This is a genomic window from Pseudomonas sp. NUPR-002 (assembly GCF_056322725.1).
Window position 1 is genome coordinate 4,689,427 of record NZ_CM150476.1, and the last position, 19,911, is coordinate 4,709,337.

Below are 19,911 nucleotides of genomic sequence, written 5' to 3' on the forward strand. Positions count from 1 at the left end.
GTCCCACGCAGGAACCTACTCGATGACCCAGGTCACCAACACGCCTTACGAAGCCCTTGAAGTCGGCCAGACCGCCAGTTTCAGCAAGACCGTCGAAGAACGTGACATCCAGCTGTTCGCAGCCATGTCCGGTGACCACAACCCGGTGCATCTGGATGCCGAGTTCGCCGCCAAGAGCATGTTCAAGGAGCGCATCGCTCACGGCATGTTCAGTGGCGCGCTGATCAGCGCTGCGGTGGCCTGCGAGCTGCCTGGCCCAGGCACCATTTACCTGGGTCAGCAAATGACCTTCCAGAAACCGGTGAAAATTGGTGACACCCTCACCGTGCGCCTGGAAATCCTCGAGAAGCTGCCCAAGTTCAAAGTGCGCATTGCTACCCGCGTGTTCAATCAGCACGACGAACTGGTGGTCGATGGCGAAGCGCAGATCCTGGCGCCACGCAAACAGCAAACGGTTGACCTGGTCAGCCCGCCAGCGATCAGCATTGGCTAACGCGACAACTCACTCAGGCGCCGTTCGATAAACCGCCGTTCGGCGCCTTGCAGAGTCAGACCCAGCGCCGTCTGGTAGGCATCACGCGCCTGATCCAGTCGCCCCAGTTGCCGACACAATTCGGCACGGGCGGCATGGGCCAGGTGATAGTCCTGCAACTGGCCGCGCGCCAGAATCGCCTCCACGGCCAGCAACCCCGCCAGCGGCCCGTCACGGCTGGCCAGGGCAGCGGCGCGATTGAGCTCCACCACCGGTGATGGCCAACCGCGCAACAGCACGTCATACAACCCCACGATTTCTTCCCAGTCGGTTGCTTGGGCACTGGCCGCTTCGGCATGCACGGCAGCAATCGCCGCCTGCAGGCTGTACACCCCGAAACGCTGGCTGCGCAATGCCTGTTGAACCAGCTGGCTACCCTCGGCAATCAACTGGCGGTTCCACAGGCTGCGGTCCTGTTGATCGAGCAGGATCAATTCACCGTTGGCATCACTGCGCGCGGCTTGGCGCGATGCCTGTAACAGCATCAGCGCCAACAACCCCAAGACCTCTGGGTCCGGCAGCAGTTGCTGCAGCAATCGTCCCAGGCGGATGGCTTCATCGCTGAGGTCATTGCGCATCAGCTGGTCACCCGAGGACGCCGAATAGCCCTCGTTGAAAACCAGATAAATCACACGCAAAACGTTGTCCAGACGCTCGGGCAGTTCCGCCAGCGACGGTACTTGATAAGGAATCTGCGCATCACGGATCTTGGCCTTGGCCCGTACGATACGCTGGGCAATGGTGGCCGGGCTGAGCAGGAAGGCGCGGGCGATTTCCTCGGTGGTCAGGTCGCAGACTTCTCGCAGGGTCAACGGCACCTGCGCATCATCGGCCAGCGCAGGATGACAGCACGTGAAGATCAGGCGCAGACGGTCGTCTTCCAGCTCCTCGGCTGTCACCTCATCCTCCTGTAGCGCCTCCAGCGCCATCATCAATTGCGTCTGCGAGCGATCGAAACGCGCCCGTCGCCGCAGGCCATCAATGGCTTTGAAGCGGCCGGTAGACACCAGCCAGGCGCGTGGATTAGTGGGGATGCCATCGCGTTGCCAGCGCTCGACGGCGACGAAAAACGCTTCGTGCATGGCCTCCTCGGCCAGGTCGAAATCCCCCAACAGACGAATCAGGGTCGCCAGAATCCTTCGCGACTCGTGCTTGTAGACCGACTCGACTTCGCTGCGTACCGAGTCCGCGACCGTCATCAGCCCGGCATCTGCTTGGTCACCAAGGTCACCAGACGATCCAGGCTTTCGCCCCAGCCGCGATGAAAGCCCATTTCCTCATGGGCCAGGCAATCGGTCGCGCTCCAGTGCCAGGCGCGTGCGGTGTACTGGGTTTTGCCCTTGACGTCTTCAAAGGTCACCACCGCGGTCATGAACGCCTTGTTCGACGGCACCCAGCCCGGCCCGAAGGCATCGGTGAAGACGATCCGCTCCGGGCTGACAATTTCCAGAAACACCCCCTGATTGGGGTACTCGGCACCGTCCGGAGCCTGCATCACCGTGCGAAACAAACCACCCACCCACAACTGCATTTCACACAAAGGCGTGGTCATGCCGTTGGGGCCCCACCAGCGTGCGAGCAGATCGGGTTCGGTCCAGGCCCGGAACACCTTGCTGCGCGGCGCGTCGATCAGGCGGGAAAGAAACAGCTCGTATTGCGCTGCCCCGGGTGGTTGAAAGCTCATCATGTGGTTCTCCTGCGCTTTAGGGTTGCAACTCGCGGATCGGCCTCACTTCGATGCTGCCTACCCTGGCGGCAGGAATGCCCTTGGCAATGTTCAGGGCTTCGTTCAAATCACGGGCATCTACCAGATAAAAACCCGCCAATTGCTCTTTGGTTTCGGCAAATGGCCCGTCGGTCAGGCTCATGTGCCCACCCCGCACCCGCACGGTGGTGGCGGTCTGCACCGGCTTGAGTGCTTCGGCCGCCAGCATCCGCCCGCTGCCCTGTATCGACTCGGCATAGGCCATGCATTCGGCATCGGCGGGACTGTCGGGCAGGCTGTGCAGCAGCCCTTCTTCACAATAGACCAGGCATAGGTACTTCATCGTCATCTCCAGCGCAGCGGCAAAGTGCAATTCGGCATAATGCTCAAGGTGCTCAGCTCAAGGCTTGAGCGAGAACAGCGCGGCGCCGGTCTCCATGTCGAACGGTGCCGACCAGTGCTCGTGAATGACTTTCCATTGCCCGTTGATCCGTTTGTATCCAACGCTGACGCGCATGTAGCAGCTTTTATCCTCACCGCCCTCTTCACTGGCCGGGCCGCAACGATTGAGCCAGTGCGCCAGGGCCAGCTCTGGGGTGGCATGAATCTGCAGCTGTTCCATTTCAAAGATCATGTCGCCAGGGCAATGCTCCATGCAGGCCTGCCAATGGGCCACATAGGCCGCCTTGCCTTTGAACTGCAAGGCTTTGACCGCGTCGAAGGCGACGATGTCGTCAGCGTATGGCGCGGTAATGGCCGGGATATCACGGGCGCGGACGGCAGGAATCCAGCGTTCGATCAGTTGGCGGACTTCGTTTTCGGCAGCACTGCTCATGGTCATGTCCTCATGGGGGTCGACAAAGGTCAGGCGCCGAAGCAATCAGCGCATTCACAGATGGTCGAACGACGAAGTGAGGAATCGACAGGCTCAGTAAAAGTTTTCGCTACTTTACGGAAGGCTGGTAGGAGCGGGCTTGCCCCGCGATTGCGGTCTTTCAGTTAAATCGCATCGCGGGGCAAGTCGGGTCGCCGCACCGCCGCTCCCACTGAATAGCCATTCAAGACATTTACTCCTACCTGGCTATTACCGAAGCGGCAGCCAGATTTCCATCACGCTACGGCTGTCGAACGGATCGAAATCCTCGCCGTAACGCTCGAACTCCGGGGCCTGCGCGGCTTGCTCGCCCGACGCTGGCAACCAGTCGTTCCAGATGGCCTGGAACGTCGCCTTGAGGTTGTCGAGGCTGCCGTGATGTTCGAACACCGCATAGCGCTGGGGCGCGAGGTGAACCTGCTGGAAGTCGGCAGGCAGCACTTGGCCATCGGCAACCTGCACGCCGGCAATGTAGTCGAAGTGGCCTTTACCGTCGGCGTTGCAGCACACGCCATAGGTATGCGCCCCCAGCTGGCCGGGCACCCGGCCGATGTGCGGTTCGAAACGCTGCCACAACTGAGGAATACTGCTGATCGTAGCCGCCGTGAAGCGCCCGCCGATACCGGCAATGATCAAGGCATCGGCCTGTTCAAAGCGTACGGGGTGCACTGCAGCATCAATCGGGGTCGACATATCCTTTGCCTTATTTGAACAAGGAGCCCCTCGCGGGGCTCCGGGTTGATCTCATGGGAGGAAACCACTGGCTGCCGAGCGTTTGGCACGTTTGGCGGCACGTTTTTCTTCAGCGGTTTTCATAGGTTTTTTCTTGGCCATTTTTTTCGCATCAAGACCTTTCATGTCGAAGATCCTCCGGCCTGACGGCGCCTGCACACGGGCACCCCGAGTGATTATAGACCCGCTGTGGCCGCCGGCACGGCGAGGATGAACTCGCGGTAGCCGGACACAATCACATAGACCGCGAAGTAGCCAAAAATCGCCGACGACAACAGGTAACTCCAGGTGAGCAAGCGGTTACCCAACAGCCGCCCGCCATGACTGGCAATCAAGCACAACGACACACACCACAGCACCCCGGCGGCAAAAAAGCCGGACAAAAACAGGCCGGCATCCATCAGACTGCCACCGCCGGATCGCGAAATCAGCACACCGCCGACCGCCGCGAACCAGAGGATCGAACTGGGCGACGACATCGCCAGGAAGATTCCGCGCAAAAACTCACGCCAGGACGACTCCACCACCACTTCCCCGGGTTGCACATGGCCTTCCCCGCGCCAGGCTGCCAGAAACATCTTCACCGCAAACCACACCAGCATCACCGAGCCGCCCAGCCACAGCACCCAGCGCACGGTCTCGAACTGCAGCAACACAGTCATGCCCGCCAGCGCTGCGATCGCAAACAGCAAATCGCCGACACAGGTCCCCAGGCCAAGCCAGAACCCCTGAAGGAAACCGCGCTGCATCGCCAGGGTAATCATGGCGATATTGGCGATACCAATATCCAGACACAGGGAAAGGCTGAGCAGAAATCCATTGGAAAAGGGCATGGGTATTCCATTAGCGGGCAGTGAAGACGGGCGCTATTAGAACGGGAATAACCATGGTTGTATTGGAAAAAGTTGCCCTTTGCCTTAGCCCGCCAACACCTGCGCATACCGCTGCCGATCAACATTGGCGCCACTGAGGACCACCGCCACCTTGCGCCCCTGCTGACGTTCGCGCTCCTGAAGCAATGCCGCCAGCCCCGCCGCCCCTGCGCCTTCTGCGGTGTTGTGCGTATCTTCGTGGTAGATGCGCATGGCCTGGGCGATCTCGTCATCGCTGACCCTGACGATCCGCGCGGCATGCTGGTGGATGATCTCGAAGGCTTCCGGCACCGGCATGCGGCAGGCCATGCCGTCGGCAAAGGTGTTGGCCGTGGCGGTGGTAACGATGCGGCCTTGCTCGAAACTCAAGGCAAAGGCGTCGGCGGCGCTGGACACCACACCCACGATCTCGGTCCGCAGCCCCAGCAGGTTGCGCGCCTGGATCAACCCGCAAATGCCGGAGCCCATGCCAATCGGCACATACACACAATCGAGCTCGGCCACCGCGTCGAACAGTTCCAGTGCATAGGTGGCAACCCCGCGCACCAGTTGCGGGTGGAACGACGGCACCATTTCATAGCCATGCAGTTGCGCCTGACGCGCGGCTTCTTCCCGGGACTGATCGAAATCAGCACCGTACTCGATCAGTTCAGCGCCTTGCGCGCGCATCGCCGCGTTCTTTTCTCGGGAGTTGCCTTGTGGCACCACGATAATGATCGGCAACCCGGCATTGCGCGCGGCCAGGGCCATGCTCTGCCCGTGGTTACCACGGGTGGCAGTGACCAGGCCACGCACCTGCGGCTTGTGCTCAAGCAGCCACTGCACATACAGCAGGCCGCCGCGTACTTTGAACGCACCGGTCGGCGCATGGTTTTCATGTTTGACCCACACCTCGCAGCCCAGGCGCTCGGCCAGTCGCGGCCAGGCATATTGAGCCGTGGCAGGCACATGGGCATGCACCAGGCGGGCAGCTTCACGCAGGGCACTCAGGTCGAACATGGAACACCTCGGTCGCAGTGGATTTGACCTGATCCTAGCGCCGGGCCATTGTATGGGTAAAACCTTATATTGCATGGCCAACAATAAATGTGGACCCCTACCCTCCCCGACAGCGAGCAACCGCGTTACCTGGCACTGGTCGATGCGATTGCCGACGCCATCGAGTGCGGCGACCTCAAGGTCGGTGAACGCCTGCCGCCACAACGCCGCCTGGCCTGGGCGCTCGGGCTCAATCCCAGCACCACCCAACAGGCCTACCGTGAAGCGGCGGTAAGGCACCTGGTCAGTGGCGAGGTCGGGCGCGGCACTTACGTGCTGGCCGGCAGTAAAGAAGCCACGCTGTTCCACCTCAAAGAACAAAGCGGCCCGTCGCAACTGATCGACCTGTCCACCAACGTGCCAGTGATCGATCCCCACAGCGATGACATCGAACGTACCGTGCAGACGTTGCTGCACGAGGGCGCGGTGCGCAGCCTTGAGCATTACCTGAGCGCCGACGCATTGTTGATGGCCCGTGCGCAAGGGGCGGCGTGGCTGGCCAATCGCGGCTTGCACCTGAGTGCCAGTCAGGTTCTGTTATGCGGCGGCGCGCAACAGGGGCTGTTCAGCCTGCTGCTGTCGCTGTGCCAGGCCGGTGAGCCGGTGCTGGTCGAGGCCCTGACCGCTCCCGGCATCAAAGCCGCCTGCCGCCAACTGCGCCTGCCCCTGCACGGTATCGCCCAGGACGACCAAGGCATTCTGCCAGACGACCTTGACCGGGTTGCCCGGGCAACCGGAGCGCGAGTGGTGGTGCTTACCCCGAGCCTGCAGAACCCTACCGGTGCCTGCATGGGCCGTGAACGCCAGCAGGCCGTGGCCGAGGTGGTGCGTCGGCATGGCCTGCTGCTGATCGAGGACGATGTCTATGGCGCGCTGACCGATCAACCGCCGCTGTGGCCCTTGCTGGGGCAACAGGGAATACTGATCAGCAGTTTGTCGAAAACCGTCGCAGCGGGGCTACGTCTGGGCTGGATCGTCGCTGACCCGCTGCTGCTGGCCAGGGTTGATCCGCATGCCCAGGCCACCCATTGGCAGGTATCGCCGCTGAACCTGCAGATTGCCTGCCGCTGGATCAGCGACGGCACAGCAAACCGCAGGCTGGCCTGGCAACGCGAGGAGGTTGCCCAACGCTGGCGCCTGGCGCGCAAGCTGCTGGGCAGTGAGCGGCTTTACGCCCAGCACCCTTCGCCACATATTTGGCTACGCTGCCCGCTGCCAGCCCAAACCCTGGTGCAGCGTTGCCGGGCCAATGCAGTCGAAGTGGTGCCAGTCGATGTATTTGCGGTGAAACAGAGCGAGTTGTCGGCAGTGCGCATCAGCCTTTCAGCCGCCAGCAGCCGTGCACAGTTGAAACAGGCCCTGGTGCGGGTAGCCCAGGCGATGGAGGCAACATGAGTGGTGTGTTTCGTCAGGCCGAGCAATTTCTGGCCGCCCTTGATCCACAGTGGGCCGCGCACATTCAGGCCATCGGCCCGTGCCTGCACCAACCGCGCCCGGAACGTGATCCGTACCAGGCACTGGTACGCGCCATTGCCTACCAGCAACTGCATGTGAAAGCCGGCGATGCCATTCTCGGGCGCTTTCTGGCGCTGTATCCAGGGTGTGACTTTCCCAGCCCGGAGCAAGTACTGGCGACGACACCGGAACAACTGCGCGCCTGCGGTTTTTCCGCCAACAAACTGGCCACGATCCAGGGCATCGCCAAGGCGCGCCAGCAAGGGCTGGTGCCCGACCACCAACAGGCGCTGACACTCGACGATGAGCAATTGATCGAACGCCTGGTGAGCTTGCGTGGCGTCGGCCGCTGGACCGTGGAAATGCTGCTGATCTACACCCTCGAGCGCATGGACATCCTGCCCGCCGATGACTTTGGCGTACGCGAGGGCTACCGCCGCCTGCAAGGCCTGGACGCGCAACCCAACCGCCGACAGATGATCGAGCTTGGAAATGCCTGGCGCCCCTATCGAACCATTGCCGCCTGGTACCTGTGGCGCGTGCCGAGTACACGAATTTGAACGCAAGACCCGGAGTTTCCATCGCGGCTCACTCCCCTACTCTGGACCTGTCCCTACTCACCCAGAGCATCCCGGCATGAGCCAAGACAAACCCCGCATCAGCGAAACCGACCCACGCTGGCAAGCGATCCTGGCCCGCGACGCAGCAGCCGACCAGCGCTTCGTGTATGGCGTGCGCACCACGGGTGTGTATTGCCGACCCAGCAGCAGTGCGCGGCGACCACGCATCGAGAACGTCGAGTTCTTCGACACCCCGGCACAAGCCGAAGCCGCCGGCTATCGCCCGAACAAACGGCACGCGGCAGACCAGACGCTAATGGCCGAACAACACCGGGCACAGGTCACCCGCGCCTGCCAGCTGATCGTACAGGCCGAGTCGGCCCCCAGCCTCAACCAACTGGCCGAGCAGTTGAACATGAGCCCTTATCACCTGCACCGTGTGTTCAAGGCCATCACCGGCGTCACCCCCAAGGCGTACGCTTCGGCGCATCGAGCAAGTAAAGTGCGCACACAGCTACACAGCGCCGGTAGCATTACCGATGCGCTGTACCAAGCCGGGTTCAATTCCAACAGCCGCTTTTACGAATCCAGCAATGCCCGTTTGGGCATGACCCCGGGGTCTTACCGGGCCGGAGGGGCTAACACCACGATTCGTTTTGCCATTGGCCAATGCTCTTTAGGGGCGATTCTGGTGGCGCAGAGTGACCGCGGTATCTGCGCCATTCTGCTCGGCGATGATCCGCAAGTACTCCTGGAAGATCTGCAAGACAAGTTTCCCAACGCGAACTTGCTCGGTGGCGATGCCGAGTTTGAATCGCTGGTGGCCAGAGTGGTGGGATTGATAGAACTACCGGCGGTCGATCTGGATCTACCGCTTGATTTGCGTGGCACTGCTTTTCAGGAACGGGTCTGGCAGGCCTTGCGCAGTATCCCGGCAGGCACCACCGCCAGCTACGCCGAAATTGCCCAACGGATAGGCTCGCCCAAGGCGGTGCGCGCCGTCGCTCAGGCCTGCGCCGCCAACGCCCTGGCCGTGGCCATTCCCTGCCACCGCGTGGTGCGCAGCGACGGCAACCTCTCAGGTTACCGTTGGGGCGTTGAGCGCAAGCGCCAACTGCTGGAACGTGAACGTCAGTAAAGCGCTAAGGGTTGCTCGGGCCGGGTTGATCAGCCGTTGCTGCAACCATTACCCATGGCGCGGTACTCAAGGGTATGACGCTGCCCCTGGTGGTCTTCATAGACCATGGTGGCGGGTACTACTTCACAGACATTGGGAAGCGTCGACAAACTGATCACCTTGGCAATATCCAGGTTGGTCGAGTAGTCGTATTGTTCATACACCGGCTGAGTATTGGCTGTTTTAACTTCATCAGCCAGGGCAAAAGAAGAAACACCAACAAGCGCAAGTACAAGTAAACTTTTCATAATAATAAGCCTGCAAAGCAATCAAACTAATCGATTGACTTCATTGGCCAACAGGGGCGCGGAGAAGTTGCTATATCTGACACTAGGACATAACACGAAGTACCGGTCCCGCTGCTATTTCTTGTGGGGACAAACATAGTTTACAAGTTGCCAAACACGGTTAAATCCCTGAACTTAACATTCACTGTTACCGAATCGGTAACAATCCGCCGGGATTCTCACCCTCGACAGGCGCCGTCACTGCGTGTAAAAGCCCGAGCCAGAGCCGCTGCCGGGACATTGCCATGACCACCTTACGCTACTGCCTGCTGACCGAAGCCGAACGGCCGCTGCTGAATAAATTCTACAAAAGCCAGGGTTCGTCCATGCGTGCAGCCGCTCAAGGGCAGCTTTGGGTGGCACGGGCAGAGGCAATCATCGCCGCGTTGTGCCTGAGCGCAGTACCGGGTGGCAATTGGCTGACAGGCTTATGGGTAGCGCACGATTTCCGAGGCCAGCAGATTGCCCGAGGTCTGGTCGACGCGGCGCTGCAGCGCTGCGAAGGCAGCGTCTGGCTGTTCTGCCACCCCGACCTGTTGCCCTTCTATCAACGCCTGCAGTTCGACCCTTGCACAGACATGCCTGCGATTTTGGCTGAACGCCTGGAACGCTACCAGCGCAGCAAGCGCTTGCTGGCGATGCTGCGTACTCAGTCGTCGCTGGCAGGGTCTAGCCCGGGAAACAACACGTCGGTGTAGCCGAACTTGTTGAAGTCATGGATGCGCGACGGGTACAAACGCCCGATCAAGTGATCACATTCGTGCTGCACGACGCGGGCATGAAAACCGTCGGCCAGGCGATCGATCACCTGGCCTTGCGGATCGATGCCTTCATAGCGAATGCTGCGAAAGCGCGGCACAACACCGCGCAAGCCCGGCACCGAGAGGCAGCCTTCCCAACCGTCTTCGACTTCGCTGCCTAATGGGGTGATCTGCGGATTGAGCAGGATGGTCTGCGGCACCGGCTCTGCATCCGGGTAACGCTCGCTGCGTTCGAAGCCGAAGATCACCAACTGCAAATCGACACCGATCTGCGGCGCCGCCAGGCCTACACCGCCGACGTGGCGCATGGTTTCGAACATGTCAGCAATCAGCTGCTCGAGTTCGGCGCTGCCGATCAGGTGCGCAGGTACCGGTGGCGCGATACGCAGCAGGCGTTCATCGCCCATTTTCAGAATGTCACGAATCATGGGATGTACGACTCAAGGGTTCACCTTCCGGCGTGGCCGGGTGGTCGAGCGAATGATCGCGGCCCAGCCCGGAAACATGCTTTTTATCATGATCCTCCGTCAGCTCGCCTGCTTCTTTTTCACCCGGATTTTTACCTTCAGTAGACATATGCTCGATCACCGCATTCATCTCCGCGCCTAACAACAGCACGGCAGCAGAAATATAGAAATACAGTAGCAACACAATAATCGCGCCGATACTTCCATACATCGCGTTGTAGTCTGCGAAGGTTTTTACGTAATAACCAAAGCCTAACGAGGCAACAATCCACACCACCACCGCCAGCACGGAGCCGGGGGTAATAAAGCGAAACTCCTGTTTGACGTCGGGCATCACGTAGTAGATCAAGGCGACCGCCACCATCATCAGAATGATGATCGCCGGCCAGCGCAATATCGTCCACAAGGTGACAATGAACTCCTGCATGCCAATCTGCGCGGCAATCCACTCCATCACCTGCGGCCCCAGCACCATCAGGGCGGCCGCTGCCAGCAACATTCCGGCGATACCCACGGTGTAGATGATCGACAAGGGAATGCGCTTCCACACCGGGCGGCCTTCAACCACGTCATAGGCGGCGTTCATCGCCCCCATCATCAGCCGCACACCCGCTGAGGCCGTCCACAGGGCAATGACAATACCCACCGAGAGCAAGCCGCCTTTGGACTGCTGCAATTGGTCGATCACCGGGTTGACCTGCTCCAGGGCCTGGGGCGGCAACACCAACTCCGACTGCAAGCGCAACCAGGAGAAAAAGTCCGGCAGGTGCAGAAAACCAATCAGGGCGATGAGAAACAACAGGAAGGGAAACAGCGAAAACAACATCTGGTAGGCCAATGCCGAGGCATAGGTAGACATCTCGTCATCGAGAAATTCCTTGACGGTGCGCACCAGCACGCGATGCAACGGCAAGCCGCGCAAGTCGGGGAAAATCATAGCGTCTCCTTTCGCCACTGGAGGGTCATGGCCACGGTTCCTCATTAAGGTCTGCAGTAAAGTCTAAACGACGATCAACGCAAAGTTGCTATTGATTGCTGCAGATAGCACAACGGCCACTTATCGCGGCCGTTGCGGAACTGCTCCTACATCAATCAAGGCTTTTTCACTGCATCCTTGACCTTACCGGCCACTTGCTGGGCTTCGCCTTTGATTTCCTGAGCCTTACCCTCGGCGCGCAGCCGGTCGTTGTCGGTGACCTTGCCGATGCCTTGCTTGATGTTACCAACCGCTTCGTTGGCCATGCCTTTGACTTTGTCTTTAGTGCCACTCATGGGAGTTCTCCTGAAGGGGAAAAACGGGCTGTCAGCGTTGACAGTCAGTGGACCCATGGCCGATTGGCAGAGTTTCAATTATTTTCCCGGCGGCCAACTCCCTGGCCGGTCAGCGGTTCAACGCCTGGCACTGGTTGCGCAGGTCACTGTCTTTGATGCTGCCGCAGCCGCCCTTGCCTTGCTTGGCATAGCAATAATTGCGTTGGTCACTGTCAGAGATCGATCCGCAACCGCTACCACGGGTTTCGGCGTAGCAGGCATTGCGCAGGTCAGCATCGCCGATCGAGCCACAGCCGCTGCCGCTTTGACGGGCGTAGCAGTAGTTGCGCTGATCGCTGTTGGAGATCGAGCCGCAACCACTGCCGCGGGTTTCGGCGTAACAGGCGTTGCGCAAGTCAGCATCGCGGATCGAACCACAACCACTGCCGCCTTCCCGGGCATAGCAATAATTGCGTTGGTCAGCATCGCGGATACTGCCGCAGCCGGCATAGGCATAACTGCTGAGCAGCATCAGCAGCGCTATCAAGACTTTCATGGGTAATCTTCCGTGGGGGCAGGTCAATACTGGCAACACCTTAAGATGCCATCAAATTGAGATCAAACCCTGTGTAAAGTTCCGCCCACGCGCACGCCGCTTTATGTTTGCGTGCGATCCCAGCACAATAGTCGACCTTTCAAGCGTCACCCGTAGGAACCTGCATGAAACTCGACAAACCCGCCGCCATCGCCCGTCGCAATCTGGAACTGGGAAAACCGGTACTAACCAGCGACAACACCCTGTTTGCCGTGCTCGACAACAAGCGCAGCCTGTGGTGGTTTGATGTGCCGGTGAAACTGGTATTGCGCAAAGGCGCGGCCGACTGGGTCAACCTGCTGCTGCACACGCCTGAAACTGACGAGTTGCAACATTTGAAGGTGCCGGTGAACTTCCTCAAGGCGCATCTGGAAAAAGTGGAAGTGCGCCACCCCGGCAAGCGGCGCTCCACCATCAGCCTGGCCCTGAGCGCCGACCGCGACTCGTTGCTCCAGGACCTGCGCCCGGGCGGCGAAAACCTGAACTTTGCAGGCTTTCGCCAGGCCTGATCAGAGCAGTTCGATGCGGTCAGCGTGGATGACGATGCGGCCATCCTTGTACAAGGCGCCGATGGCCTTTTTGAAGTTGCCCTTGCTGACCCCGAACATATCGCTGATCACCTGCGGGTCACTCTTGTCGCTGACCGGCAGCACGCCATTGGCGTCCTTGAGTTTGCTCAGGATCTTGTCGTTCAGGCTGCTGGCCAGCGCCTGGCCGACCGGCTGCAGGCTCAGGGCAATCTTGCCGTCGCTGCGCAGCTCCTTGATGTAGCCCTTCTCCTGCTTGCCCGAACGCAGGAACTTGAACACCTCGTTCTTGTGAATCAGGCCCCAGTGCTTGTTGTTGATGATCGCTTTGAAGCCCATAGGGGTTTCTTCGACCACCAGCAAATCGACTTCCTGGCCGGTGCTGTAGTTGGCTGGCACCTTGTCCAGATAGCGATCCAGACGCGCAGTGGCGGTGATCCGCCGCGTGCGTTTGTCCAGGTAGGCATGCACCACGCAGTACTCGCCCTGGCGCATCTGGCGCTTTTCTTCGGAGTACGGCATCAACAGGTCTTTAGGCAAGCCCCAGTCGAGGAAGATACCGATGCTGTTGATTTCCTTGACCTTGAGGCTGGCGAACTCGCCGACCTGCAGTTTGGTCTTTTCAGTGGTTGCGATCAGCTTGTCTTCACTGTCCAGGTAGACGAAGACGTTCAGCCAATCTTCGACCTCGGTGGGCGTGTCCTTGGGAATGTAGCGGTTAGGCAGGAGGATTTCGCCATCCGCGCCGCCATCCAGGTACAGGCCGAAGTCCGTGTGTTTCACGATTTGCAAACTGTTGTAACGCCCAACTAAAGCCATTTCCGGAAATCCTCATTGCGAGCCCGGCATTCTACACCCAACCGGCAAAAGGAACCGCAATGAGCCATGCTGTTCTATAAACACAAGCAAGCCACTGCAAGGATTTGCCATGTACGCCTGCCTGTCCAAGTACTTGCGCCCCTGCCTGTTTCTGCTTGTCCCGGCCCTCCTGGCCGTGGCCTGCAGCCGCATTGACCTGGCCTACCGCAACCTTGATGTGCTGGTGCCCTGGTCGCTCGACGACTACCTGAACATGAACCGCGAGCAAAAAGCCTGGCTCAACCAGCGCCTCAAACAACACCTGGCCTGGCATTGCCGCACCCAGTTGCCGGGCTATCTGACCTGGATCGATGAAGTCCGACAAATGGTCGTCAGCGGTCAGGTGACCGATCAGCAGGTACAGGCCCGCACCCAGGAGGCCAAGCAGGCCATTGCCAAAGTGGCCGACCAGGTCACGCCTTCTGCGGCGCAGTTGCTCAAGGCGATGAACGACGAGCAGGTGCGCGAGATGCGTCAGGCTTTTGCCGAAGACATCCGCGAGCGTCAGGCCAGGTTGGCCAAAACACCCTTGGCCCGCCAGGTGGAAGCGCGAGCCGAACGCATGGAGAAGCGCTTGACGCCCTGGTTGGGCGAGCTGAATACGCAGCAGCAAGTGCGGATCATGCTCTGGTCGCAAAGCCAGGGCGAACAGAGCCGTCAATCGATTGCCAACCGGGCCAACTGGCAGGCGCAGTTCAGTGCGGCCATGGATCAGCGCAACAGCGCGGCTTTCGAGCCGCGCCTGGAGCAGCTGTTAAAACACCGCGACAGCCTCTGGACCCCGGAATACCGCGTGGTCTACCAGCGCAGCGAACAGGCCGCGCAGCAGTTGCTGGTAGACCTGATGGCGCAAAGCAGCGCACAGCAGCGCCAGCACCTGGAGCTCAAGCTCAGCCAGGTGCGCAAAGACTTCAGCGAGCTGAAATGCCTGAAAAGCTAACCCACCCTCAAAAAAATGCAGACACTGTGGGAGCGGGCTTGCCCCGCGATAGCGATCTATCTGTCACATCGCTTCGCGGGGCAAGCCCGCTCCCACCGATCCTGCTTGGACAGTTGCTCCCACCTACCGCGGTTTGCGGCGGTAGGGGAAGACGTCGATCACTTTGCCGCCGCGGATCGCTTCCTGCAGGCTCTTCCAGTAATCGGCATCGTACAGCTCGCCATGCAGTTGGCTGAACAGCCGACGCTGACCGCTGTCGGCAAACAGGAACGGCGGAAACTCTTCCGGGAACACGTCATGCGGGCCGATCGAGTACCAGGGCTCACCAGACATTTCGTCTTCCGGGTAACGCGGCGGCGGGATGTAGCGGAAGTTGACCTCGGTGAGAAAACAGATTTCGTCGTAGTCATAGAACACCACCCGGCCATGGCGGGTGACGCCAAAGTTCTTCAGCAACATATCGCCGGGAAAGATATTCGCCGCCGCCAGTTGCTTGATGGCCATGCCATAGTCTTCCAGCGCTTCGCGCACCTGGGCGTCGTTGGCGTGCTCCAGGTAGAGGTTGAGCGGGGTCATGCGCCGCTCGGTCCAGCAGTGGCGCACCAGCACGGTGTCGCCCTCCACCGCCACCGTCGACGGCGCCACCTCCAGCAGCTCGGCCAGGCACTCGGGCTCGAACTTGCTCAACGGAAAGCGAAAGTCGGAAAACTCCTGGGTATCGGCCATCCGCCCAACCCGATCAACGCTTTTCACCAAACGGTACTTCTCGATCACCGTGGCCCGATCCACGCTCTTGGACGGCGAGAAGCGGTCTTTGATGATCTTGAACACCGTATTGAAGCCCGGCAGAGTAAATACGCTCATGACCATACCGCGCACACCCGGGGCCATGATGAAACGATCGTCAGTGCTGGCCAGATGGTTGATCAAAGCACGGTAAAACTCGGATTTACCATGCTTGTAGAAGCCGATCGAGGTGTACAACTCGGCGATGTGCTTGCCCGGCAGGATGCGCTTGAGAAAGCTGACAAAGTCAGCCGGTACCGGCACATCCACCATGAAATACGAACGGGTGAAGGAAAAGATGATCGACACTTCAGCTTCATCCGTGATCAACGCATCGATCTCGATGCCATGCCCCTCGCGGTGCAGCAAAGGGATCACCAGTGGCCACTGTTCATCCTGGGTATATAGGCGCCCAACCAGGTAAGCGCCCTTGTTGCGATACAGCACCGGTGAAAACAGCTCCACCGCCAGTGCCGGGTCTTTGCAGACCCAGTCCGGCAGGCTCTCGCGCAACTGCCCTTCGAGCCGCGCCAGGTCCCCTTCGAGGTCACCGTAGGCGACGTCAAAGCAATAGTCGTCGAAGATCTGCGTCAACACACTGGCCAGGCCACTTCGGGGCCGATAGGTGCGCGTTTGTGCCGCTCGCTCGTGACTGCGCAACGATGGCCTGGTGGTGTGAATGAACATCGAGCCGTCACTGATCAGGTCGTGACTGAACAGGCTGCAGAAGATCGAGTTGTACCAGGTCTCCGACAGTTCATCGTCCAGCCGTGGATCAATCAGGCCGATGTAGGCGCTTTTCACCAACGGCCACTGCGCTACATCCAGCAGCACTTCGTCCTCGAATGCCTGATGCAGCCAGCCGCTTACCTCGCTGACCTTTTCCTCATACAGATTGATACGCGCAGCCGACGCGCTCTGGGTCTGTGGCCACTGCGCTTGCTCGAAGCGGGCACGGGCGCCGATGGTGATCTGACGAAAATGCTCACGGTAATCGTCGAAACCATCGAGGATCATCCGGGCGATAGCGGCGGCCGGCCAGTGCTGGGGCATACATCAGACCTCTGCGGGAATGTCGAAGCCTGAGCTTAGCCAGTCGCCGTGAGCAGGGAAAGCCTGGCGGCACGGCGGTAATGGCCAAAATTAACGACACAGGAATTTCAACGCAAGAAAGGGAGAGAGCCTGCAATGGGTTATGGCGTAAACTCGCGCCCCGCCCCATTGGATCCAGAGCCGCCACATGAGCCCCATCGCCATCACCCGCCTGTTGATACTTGCCGCTGTGTGGGGGGCCAGTTTTCTGTTCATGCGCATCATTGCGCCGGTGCTGGGCACCATTCCCAGTGCGTTCTTTCGCGTATCGATTGCCTGTGTGGGGCTGCTGGTCATTCTCGCTCTGCTGCGGGTGCGCTGGGACTTCAACGGCAAACTCAAGGCCTGCCTGGTGCTGGGCATGATCAACTCGGGGATCCCGGCCACGCTCTATTCGGTAGCGGCCCAGGTGTTGCCGGCCGGTTATTCGGCGATTTTCAATGCCACTACGCCGCTGATGGGCGTGTTGATTGGCGCGTTGTGCTTTCGTGAGCCAATGACCCTGACCAAACTCAGCGGGATTTTCCTGGGGTTGTTCGGCGTCGGCATCCTCAGTGGCGCGGGGCCGGTGGCGTTTGACCATCAACTGCTGCAAGGCGCCCTTTCGTGCCTGGCGGCGACCACTTGCTACGGCTTTGCCGGCTTTCTGGCGCGGCGCTGGCTCGACCAGCAGGGCGGTCTCGACAGCCGACTGTCGGCGCTGGGCAGCATGATGGGGGCGACGTTGTTGCTGTTGCCGCTGTTTGCCTACAGCGTGATGACGCAACCACCGGCAAGTTGGGGCGGTTGGCAGGTGTGGCTTTCATTGTTGGGGCTGGGCCTGGTGTGCACGGCGTTTGCCTACATTCTGTATTTCCGCTTGCTCAGCGAGATCGGCCCGGTCAAAGCCAGTACGGTGACCTTTATGATTCCGGCCTTCGGGGTGCTGTGGGGCGCGTGGCTGCTGGATGAGCCGCTGTCGATGGCACACCTGTACGGTGGCGTGTTGATTGCTGTGGCGTTGTGGTTGGTGCTTAAACCCACTGCAGTGCGTGCCTGATCGCGGGGCAAGCCCGCTCCTACCGGTAGGAGCGGGCTTGTCCCGCGAAAGCGAGGTCAATCAACCTGAAGCTGTAACCCCGGCTTGCGGAACACGAACAGCAACCCGATCACGATCAGCCCCATACCCAGCACACTCAATGCCGCCAGGCGGTTACCGAAGATCAGGTAGTCCATCAGTGCCGTCACCGCTGGCACCAGGTAGAACAGGCTGGTGACATTGACCAGATTGCCACGGGCGATCAGCCGGTACAGCAGCAGGGTCGCCAGCAGCGAAACCACCAGCCCCATCCATAGCAAGGCCCCGATAAAACTGCCGGTGAACTCGACGTGCAGCGGCTGCAGCGGCGCAATCAGCGCACACATCAGCAGCCCGGCGATGTACTGCAGCGGCAAGGTTCCCATCGGGTTGCTGGTGATGCGCTTTTGCATGATCGAGCCCCAGGTCATGCTCGCCAGCGCCAGCAAGGCGAACAGCATCCCGGTCAGGGAAACGCCGCCCAGATTGATGCTCTGGTAAACCACCATGATCAGCCCGCTCAAGCCCAACCCCAAGCCGAACAGGCGACTCCAGGAACGCTGACGCTCCATCACCACCACAGTGAGGATGGGTTGCACCCCCATGACCGTGGCCATCACGCCAGGGGTAACCTGAGTGTTCAGTGCCAGCAAATAGAAGATCTGATAGGCGCCGAGCAACACACACCCGGTCGCCAGCGCCTGCCACACCGCCGCTCGCCCGCGCGGCCAGCGCAACTTGAGCAACGGCGCGAGCAGCAGCAAGCCGCACAGGGCCAGCGCCGAGCGCATCAACAGAAAGGCAAAGGGACTGGCATGGGCAAGGCCCAGCTTGGAAACGATCGCCCCGCTACTCCAGAGCAGGACGAACAGGCTGGTGGTGGCCGCCGAGGCCACGGTTTCTTTCGATAGAGCAAACATGAATGCCACCTGTAATTCGGGCAAATAAGCCGAACGGTGCCGCCCGCGCGGGGCAACTAACCGTATTCAGTAGGGTGCAAAAGTGTCGGGACGCAGCGATTGGCCGCTTAGCCCAGCACTACCACGCGACTGACAGGTGGTGGGTAGTGACTGATCATGGCCGGCTGCTGAGCCCCACGCACGACTACCACCGCGTTGGGCGCGGTAGCGAATACGGTGCTGAGTGGGGAAGCTGGCATGAGCAGGTCTTCGGTGAGGTGAAGTGGATCTGACTATAGCGGTGAGTTTATCGCGGGGCAAGCCCCCACCTGGCCTGTGGGAGCGGGCTTGCCCCGCGAACACGGGCGAAGCCCGTGCCATTCACCGCAGTGCCTGCTTCGCGGGGCAAGCCCGCTCCTACAGGAGCCCCGCGATGCTTTATCAGAACAACCAGCGGTACAACAGGTATGCCACCACCACCGCCAGCACCGGACGCAGCACCCGGTACATCTTGGGATTGGCACGCTTGAATTGCTTGACCTGGCCACTGATCACGTTGCTGAAGCGCTTGCTCCAGGCATACGCCTGGTTGATCCCGCCGACCCGTTCGTCATCGGTGTTCTGCGGCGCGGTAGCACGGCCGAGGAAGGCACTGACCTTACGGTTGATACGGGTCATCAGCGAGCTGTTGAGCGGGCGCTCGACGTCGCAGAACAGGATCACCCGCGTCGTTTCGGTTTCGTTCTTCACCCAGTGCACGTAAGTTTCATCGAACATCACGTCTTCACCGTCGCGCCAGGCATAAGGCTGACCATCAACGTAGATCCGGCAGTTGTCTGAGTTCGGCGTCGACAGGCCCAGGTGATAACGCAAGGAACCGGCAAACGGATCACGGTGCGGGTTGAGGTGACTGCCACCAGGCAGCAGCGCAAACATCGCGCCCTTGACGTTGGGGATGCTGTTGACCAGTTCCACGGTTTTCGGGCACAGCACCTCAGCCGACGGCAACGCTTTGTCGTACCACTTCAGGTAGAAACGCTTCCAGCCTTTCTTGAAGAAGGAACCGAAGCCTGCGTCGTTGTCTTTCTCGGCAGCCCGGATGTAGCCCTCATCGAACAGGTGCATGGCCTCTTCGCGAATGACTTGCCAGTTGTCCTTGAGCACGTCCAGCTCGGGAAAGCGTTCGCGGTCCAGGTATGGCTTGGATGGCACGCCAGAGAACAGGTACATCAAGGCGTTATAAGGGGCGAACAGCGCCGAGTGGTTGACGAACTGGCGCAGCATTGGCAAGCGCGCCTTGCCGCGCAGGTGTACGTACAGCGTGCTGCCGAAAAACAGCAGCAATACACCGGCCTTGGCGACAAAGGAAAAAGTCATGCATCACTCCTTGGAATTTCGATCAGGCTATCGCTGCCTGATTAATCGAGCATCATAAACTGATCCGGC

The 19,911-nt window shown here is 60.1% G+C and carries 25 protein-coding genes; 8 read left to right on the forward strand and 17 right to left on the reverse strand.

The window, feature by feature from the left end:
* Window positions 1–22 precede the first annotated feature (22 nt).
* Window positions 23–493 carry a MaoC family dehydratase gene (locus ACVWSC_RS21430; protein WP_442109070.1) on the forward strand — a complete coding sequence of 157 codons (471 nt, stop codon included), beginning with the start codon at window positions 23–25 and terminating at the stop codon, window positions 491–493.
* Here ACVWSC_RS21430 and ACVWSC_RS21435 read toward each other — a convergent pair.
* The 7 genes from ACVWSC_RS21435 to ACVWSC_RS21465 all read right to left on the reverse strand — a co-directional run bounded on the left by ACVWSC_RS21435 (window position 490) and on the right by ACVWSC_RS21465 (window position 5,714).
* On the reverse strand, window positions 490–1,731 hold the full coding sequence (locus ACVWSC_RS21435) for an RNA polymerase sigma factor (RefSeq protein ID WP_442109071.1): 1,242 nt from the start codon (window positions 1,729–1,731) through the stop codon (window positions 490–492). The two genes, ACVWSC_RS21430 and ACVWSC_RS21435, sit on opposite strands and share 4 nt — an antisense overlap.
* Window positions 1,731–2,216, reverse strand: coding sequence for an SRPBCC family protein (locus ACVWSC_RS21440; RefSeq protein WP_442114350.1), 486 nt, complete (start codon window positions 2,214–2,216; stop codon window positions 1,731–1,733). Before ACVWSC_RS21440 ends, ACVWSC_RS21435 begins: the two co-directional genes overlap by 1 nt.
* Before the next feature lie 19 nt (window positions 2,217–2,235).
* Window positions 2,236–2,580: a YciI family protein gene (locus ACVWSC_RS21445; protein ID WP_133217427.1), complete on the reverse strand. Its 345-nt coding sequence runs from the start codon at window positions 2,578–2,580 to the stop codon at window positions 2,236–2,238.
* A 57-nt stretch (window positions 2,581–2,637) separates the two neighbouring features.
* Complete coding sequence (locus ACVWSC_RS21450; RefSeq protein ID WP_442109072.1) at window positions 2,638–3,072, reverse strand: YybH family protein; 435 nt, start codon at window positions 3,070–3,072, stop codon at window positions 2,638–2,640.
* 249 nt (window positions 3,073–3,321) lie between these two features.
* Window positions 3,322–3,804, reverse strand: a complete 483-nt coding sequence (locus tag ACVWSC_RS21455; protein ID WP_442109073.1) for a GyrI-like domain-containing protein — start codon at window positions 3,802–3,804, stop codon at window positions 3,322–3,324.
* Between the two features lie 215 nt (window positions 3,805–4,019).
* Window positions 4,020–4,676, reverse strand: a complete 657-nt coding sequence (locus ACVWSC_RS21460) for a LysE family translocator (protein WP_442109074.1) — start codon at window positions 4,674–4,676, stop codon at window positions 4,020–4,022.
* Window positions 4,677–4,760: 84 nt separating this feature from the next.
* On the reverse strand, window positions 4,761–5,714 hold the full coding sequence (locus tag ACVWSC_RS21465) for a threonine dehydratase (RefSeq protein ID WP_442109075.1): 954 nt from the start codon (window positions 5,712–5,714) through the stop codon (window positions 4,761–4,763).
* An 87-nt stretch (window positions 5,715–5,801) separates the two neighbouring features.
* Here ACVWSC_RS21465 and ACVWSC_RS21470 point away from each other — a divergent pair, with 87 nt between their 5' ends.
* The 3 genes from ACVWSC_RS21470 to ada all read left to right on the forward strand — a co-directional run bounded on the left by ACVWSC_RS21470 (window position 5,802) and on the right by ada (window position 8,906).
* Window positions 5,802–7,148 carry an aminotransferase-like domain-containing protein gene (locus ACVWSC_RS21470; RefSeq protein WP_442109076.1) on the forward strand — a complete coding sequence of 449 codons (1,347 nt, stop codon included), beginning with the start codon at window positions 5,802–5,804 and terminating at the stop codon, window positions 7,146–7,148.
* Complete coding sequence (locus ACVWSC_RS21475) at window positions 7,145–7,768, forward strand: DNA-3-methyladenine glycosylase family protein (RefSeq protein WP_442109077.1); 624 nt, start codon at window positions 7,145–7,147, stop codon at window positions 7,766–7,768. The genes ACVWSC_RS21470 and ACVWSC_RS21475 overlap by 4 nt, the downstream gene beginning before the upstream one ends.
* A gap of 76 nt (window positions 7,769–7,844) precedes the next feature.
* Window positions 7,845–8,906, forward strand: coding sequence for a bifunctional DNA-binding transcriptional regulator/O6-methylguanine-DNA methyltransferase Ada (gene ada / locus ACVWSC_RS21480; RefSeq protein ID WP_476461711.1), 1,062 nt, complete (start codon window positions 7,845–7,847; stop codon window positions 8,904–8,906).
* A 29-nt stretch (window positions 8,907–8,935) separates the two neighbouring features.
* On the opposite strand, the gene ACVWSC_RS21485 is transcribed toward ada, so the two are convergent.
* A complete protein-coding gene (locus ACVWSC_RS21485) occupies window positions 8,936–9,193 on the reverse strand; it encodes a DUF2790 domain-containing protein (protein ID WP_442109079.1) in 258 nt (85 codons plus the stop codon).
* Between the two features lie 284 nt (window positions 9,194–9,477).
* On the opposite strand from ACVWSC_RS21485, the gene ACVWSC_RS21490 reads away from it, so the two are divergent.
* A complete protein-coding gene (locus ACVWSC_RS21490) occupies window positions 9,478–9,930 on the forward strand; it encodes a GNAT family N-acetyltransferase (protein WP_442109080.1) in 453 nt (150 codons plus the stop codon).
* On the opposite strand, the gene def is transcribed toward ACVWSC_RS21490, so the two are convergent.
* The 4 genes from def to ACVWSC_RS21510 form a co-directional block, all read right to left on the reverse strand.
* Entirely contained in the window at window positions 9,882–10,421 is a 540-nt protein-coding gene (gene def / locus ACVWSC_RS21495) for a peptide deformylase (RefSeq protein ID WP_442109081.1), read from the reverse strand. The genes ACVWSC_RS21490 and def overlap by 49 nt on opposite strands.
* Window positions 10,411–11,397 (reverse strand): YihY/virulence factor BrkB family protein, encoded by a 987-nt coding sequence (locus ACVWSC_RS21500; protein WP_442109082.1) that lies wholly within the window; start codon window positions 11,395–11,397, stop codon window positions 10,411–10,413. The genes def and ACVWSC_RS21500 overlap by 11 nt, the downstream gene beginning before the upstream one ends.
* Before the next feature lie 155 nt (window positions 11,398–11,552).
* The gene (locus ACVWSC_RS21505; RefSeq protein WP_128322283.1) at window positions 11,553–11,732 is read right to left on the reverse strand and encodes a CsbD family protein; all 180 of its coding nucleotides are present in this window, start codon (window positions 11,730–11,732) and stop codon (window positions 11,553–11,555) included.
* Window positions 11,733–11,841: 109 nt separating this feature from the next.
* On the reverse strand, window positions 11,842–12,267 hold the full coding sequence (locus ACVWSC_RS21510) for a hypothetical protein (RefSeq protein ID WP_442109083.1): 426 nt from the start codon (window positions 12,265–12,267) through the stop codon (window positions 11,842–11,844).
* A 164-nt stretch (window positions 12,268–12,431) separates the two neighbouring features.
* Here ACVWSC_RS21510 and ACVWSC_RS21515 point away from each other — a divergent pair, with 164 nt between their 5' ends.
* Entirely contained in the window at window positions 12,432–12,815 is a 384-nt protein-coding gene (locus ACVWSC_RS21515; RefSeq protein ID WP_442109084.1) for a hypothetical protein, read from the forward strand.
* Here ACVWSC_RS21515 and ACVWSC_RS21520 read toward each other — a convergent pair whose 3' ends face one another.
* Window positions 12,816–13,652: a CvfB family protein gene (locus ACVWSC_RS21520; protein WP_442109085.1), complete on the reverse strand. Its 837-nt coding sequence runs from the start codon at window positions 13,650–13,652 to the stop codon at window positions 12,816–12,818.
* Window positions 13,653–13,761: 109 nt separating this feature from the next.
* Here ACVWSC_RS21520 and ACVWSC_RS21525 point away from each other — a divergent pair, with 109 nt between their 5' ends.
* Window positions 13,762–14,631 carry a DUF6279 family lipoprotein gene (locus ACVWSC_RS21525; protein ID WP_442109086.1) on the forward strand — a complete coding sequence of 290 codons (870 nt, stop codon included), beginning with the start codon at window positions 13,762–13,764 and terminating at the stop codon, window positions 14,629–14,631.
* 123 nt (window positions 14,632–14,754) lie between these two features.
* On the opposite strand, the gene aceK is transcribed toward ACVWSC_RS21525, so the two are convergent.
* A complete protein-coding gene (gene aceK / locus ACVWSC_RS21530) occupies window positions 14,755–16,470 on the reverse strand; it encodes a bifunctional isocitrate dehydrogenase kinase/phosphatase (protein WP_442109087.1) in 1,716 nt (571 codons plus the stop codon).
* Window positions 16,471–16,657: 187 nt separating this feature from the next.
* On the opposite strand from aceK, the gene ACVWSC_RS21535 reads away from it, so the two are divergent.
* Window positions 16,658–17,548, forward strand: a complete 891-nt coding sequence (locus tag ACVWSC_RS21535) for a DMT family transporter (protein ID WP_442109088.1) — start codon at window positions 16,658–16,660, stop codon at window positions 17,546–17,548.
* Window positions 17,549–17,604: 56 nt separating this feature from the next.
* On the opposite strand, the gene ACVWSC_RS21540 is transcribed toward ACVWSC_RS21535, so the two are convergent.
* The 3 genes from ACVWSC_RS21540 to ACVWSC_RS21550 all read right to left on the reverse strand — a co-directional run bounded on the left by ACVWSC_RS21540 (window position 17,605) and on the right by ACVWSC_RS21550 (window position 19,842).
* Window positions 17,605–18,486, reverse strand: a complete 882-nt coding sequence (locus tag ACVWSC_RS21540) for a DMT family transporter (protein ID WP_442109089.1) — start codon at window positions 18,484–18,486, stop codon at window positions 17,605–17,607.
* Between the two features lie 107 nt (window positions 18,487–18,593).
* The gene (locus ACVWSC_RS21545; RefSeq protein WP_442109090.1) at window positions 18,594–18,725 is read right to left on the reverse strand and encodes a hypothetical protein; all 132 of its coding nucleotides are present in this window, start codon (window positions 18,723–18,725) and stop codon (window positions 18,594–18,596) included.
* 181 nt (window positions 18,726–18,906) lie between these two features.
* A complete protein-coding gene (locus ACVWSC_RS21550) occupies window positions 18,907–19,842 on the reverse strand; it encodes an aspartyl/asparaginyl beta-hydroxylase domain-containing protein (protein WP_442109091.1) in 936 nt (311 codons plus the stop codon).
* Window positions 19,843–19,911: the final 69 nt, after the last annotated feature.

Excerpts from the sequence above, each read along its gene's own strand:
- ACVWSC_RS21430 (WP_442109070.1), top strand. The coding sequence starts at position 23 with ATGACCCAGGTCACCAACACGCCTTACGAAGCCCTTGAAGTCGGCCAG.
- ACVWSC_RS21435 (WP_442109071.1), bottom strand. The coding sequence starts at position 1,731 with ATGACGGTCGCGGACTCGGTACGCAGCGAAGTCGAGTCGGTCTACAAG.
- ACVWSC_RS21440 (WP_442114350.1), bottom strand. The coding sequence starts at position 2,216 with ATGAGCTTTCAACCACCCGGGGCAGCGCAATACGAGCTGTTTCTTTCC.
- ACVWSC_RS21445 (WP_133217427.1), bottom strand. The coding sequence starts at position 2,580 with ATGAAGTACCTATGCCTGGTCTATTGTGAAGAAGGGCTGCTGCACAGC.
- ACVWSC_RS21450 (WP_442109072.1), bottom strand. The coding sequence starts at position 3,072 with ATGAGCAGTGCTGCCGAAAACGAAGTCCGCCAACTGATCGAACGCTGG.
- ACVWSC_RS21455 (WP_442109073.1), bottom strand. The coding sequence starts at position 3,804 with ATGTCGACCCCGATTGATGCTGCAGTGCACCCCGTACGCTTTGAACAG.
- ACVWSC_RS21460 (WP_442109074.1), bottom strand. The coding sequence starts at position 4,676 with ATGCCCTTTTCCAATGGATTTCTGCTCAGCCTTTCCCTGTGTCTGGAT.
- ACVWSC_RS21465 (WP_442109075.1), bottom strand. The coding sequence starts at position 5,714 with ATGTTCGACCTGAGTGCCCTGCGTGAAGCTGCCCGCCTGGTGCATGCC.
- ACVWSC_RS21470 (WP_442109076.1), top strand. The coding sequence starts at position 5,802 with ATGTGGACCCCTACCCTCCCCGACAGCGAGCAACCGCGTTACCTGGCA.
- ACVWSC_RS21475 (WP_442109077.1), top strand. The coding sequence starts at position 7,145 with ATGAGTGGTGTGTTTCGTCAGGCCGAGCAATTTCTGGCCGCCCTTGAT.
- ada (WP_476461711.1), top strand. The coding sequence starts at position 7,845 with ATGAGCCAAGACAAACCCCGCATCAGCGAAACCGACCCACGCTGGCAA.
- ACVWSC_RS21485 (WP_442109079.1), bottom strand. The coding sequence starts at position 9,193 with ATGAAAAGTTTACTTGTACTTGCGCTTGTTGGTGTTTCTTCTTTTGCC.
- ACVWSC_RS21490 (WP_442109080.1), top strand. The coding sequence starts at position 9,478 with ATGACCACCTTACGCTACTGCCTGCTGACCGAAGCCGAACGGCCGCTG.
- def (WP_442109081.1), bottom strand. The coding sequence starts at position 10,421 with ATGATTCGTGACATTCTGAAAATGGGCGATGAACGCCTGCTGCGTATC.
- ACVWSC_RS21500 (WP_442109082.1), bottom strand. The coding sequence starts at position 11,397 with ATGATTTTCCCCGACTTGCGCGGCTTGCCGTTGCATCGCGTGCTGGTG.
- ACVWSC_RS21505 (WP_128322283.1), bottom strand. The coding sequence starts at position 11,732 with ATGAGTGGCACTAAAGACAAAGTCAAAGGCATGGCCAACGAAGCGGTT.
- ACVWSC_RS21510 (WP_442109083.1), bottom strand. The coding sequence starts at position 12,267 with ATGAAAGTCTTGATAGCGCTGCTGATGCTGCTCAGCAGTTATGCCTAT.
- ACVWSC_RS21515 (WP_442109084.1), top strand. The coding sequence starts at position 12,432 with ATGAAACTCGACAAACCCGCCGCCATCGCCCGTCGCAATCTGGAACTG.
- ACVWSC_RS21520 (WP_442109085.1), bottom strand. The coding sequence starts at position 13,652 with ATGGCTTTAGTTGGGCGTTACAACAGTTTGCAAATCGTGAAACACACG.
- ACVWSC_RS21525 (WP_442109086.1), top strand. The coding sequence starts at position 13,762 with ATGTACGCCTGCCTGTCCAAGTACTTGCGCCCCTGCCTGTTTCTGCTT.
- aceK (WP_442109087.1), bottom strand. The coding sequence starts at position 16,470 with ATGCCCCAGCACTGGCCGGCCGCCGCTATCGCCCGGATGATCCTCGAT.
- ACVWSC_RS21535 (WP_442109088.1), top strand. The coding sequence starts at position 16,658 with ATGAGCCCCATCGCCATCACCCGCCTGTTGATACTTGCCGCTGTGTGG.
- ACVWSC_RS21540 (WP_442109089.1), bottom strand. The coding sequence starts at position 18,486 with ATGTTTGCTCTATCGAAAGAAACCGTGGCCTCGGCGGCCACCACCAGC.
- ACVWSC_RS21545 (WP_442109090.1), bottom strand. The coding sequence starts at position 18,725 with ATGCCAGCTTCCCCACTCAGCACCGTATTCGCTACCGCGCCCAACGCG.
- ACVWSC_RS21550 (WP_442109091.1), bottom strand. The coding sequence starts at position 19,842 with ATGACTTTTTCCTTTGTCGCCAAGGCCGGTGTATTGCTGCTGTTTTTC.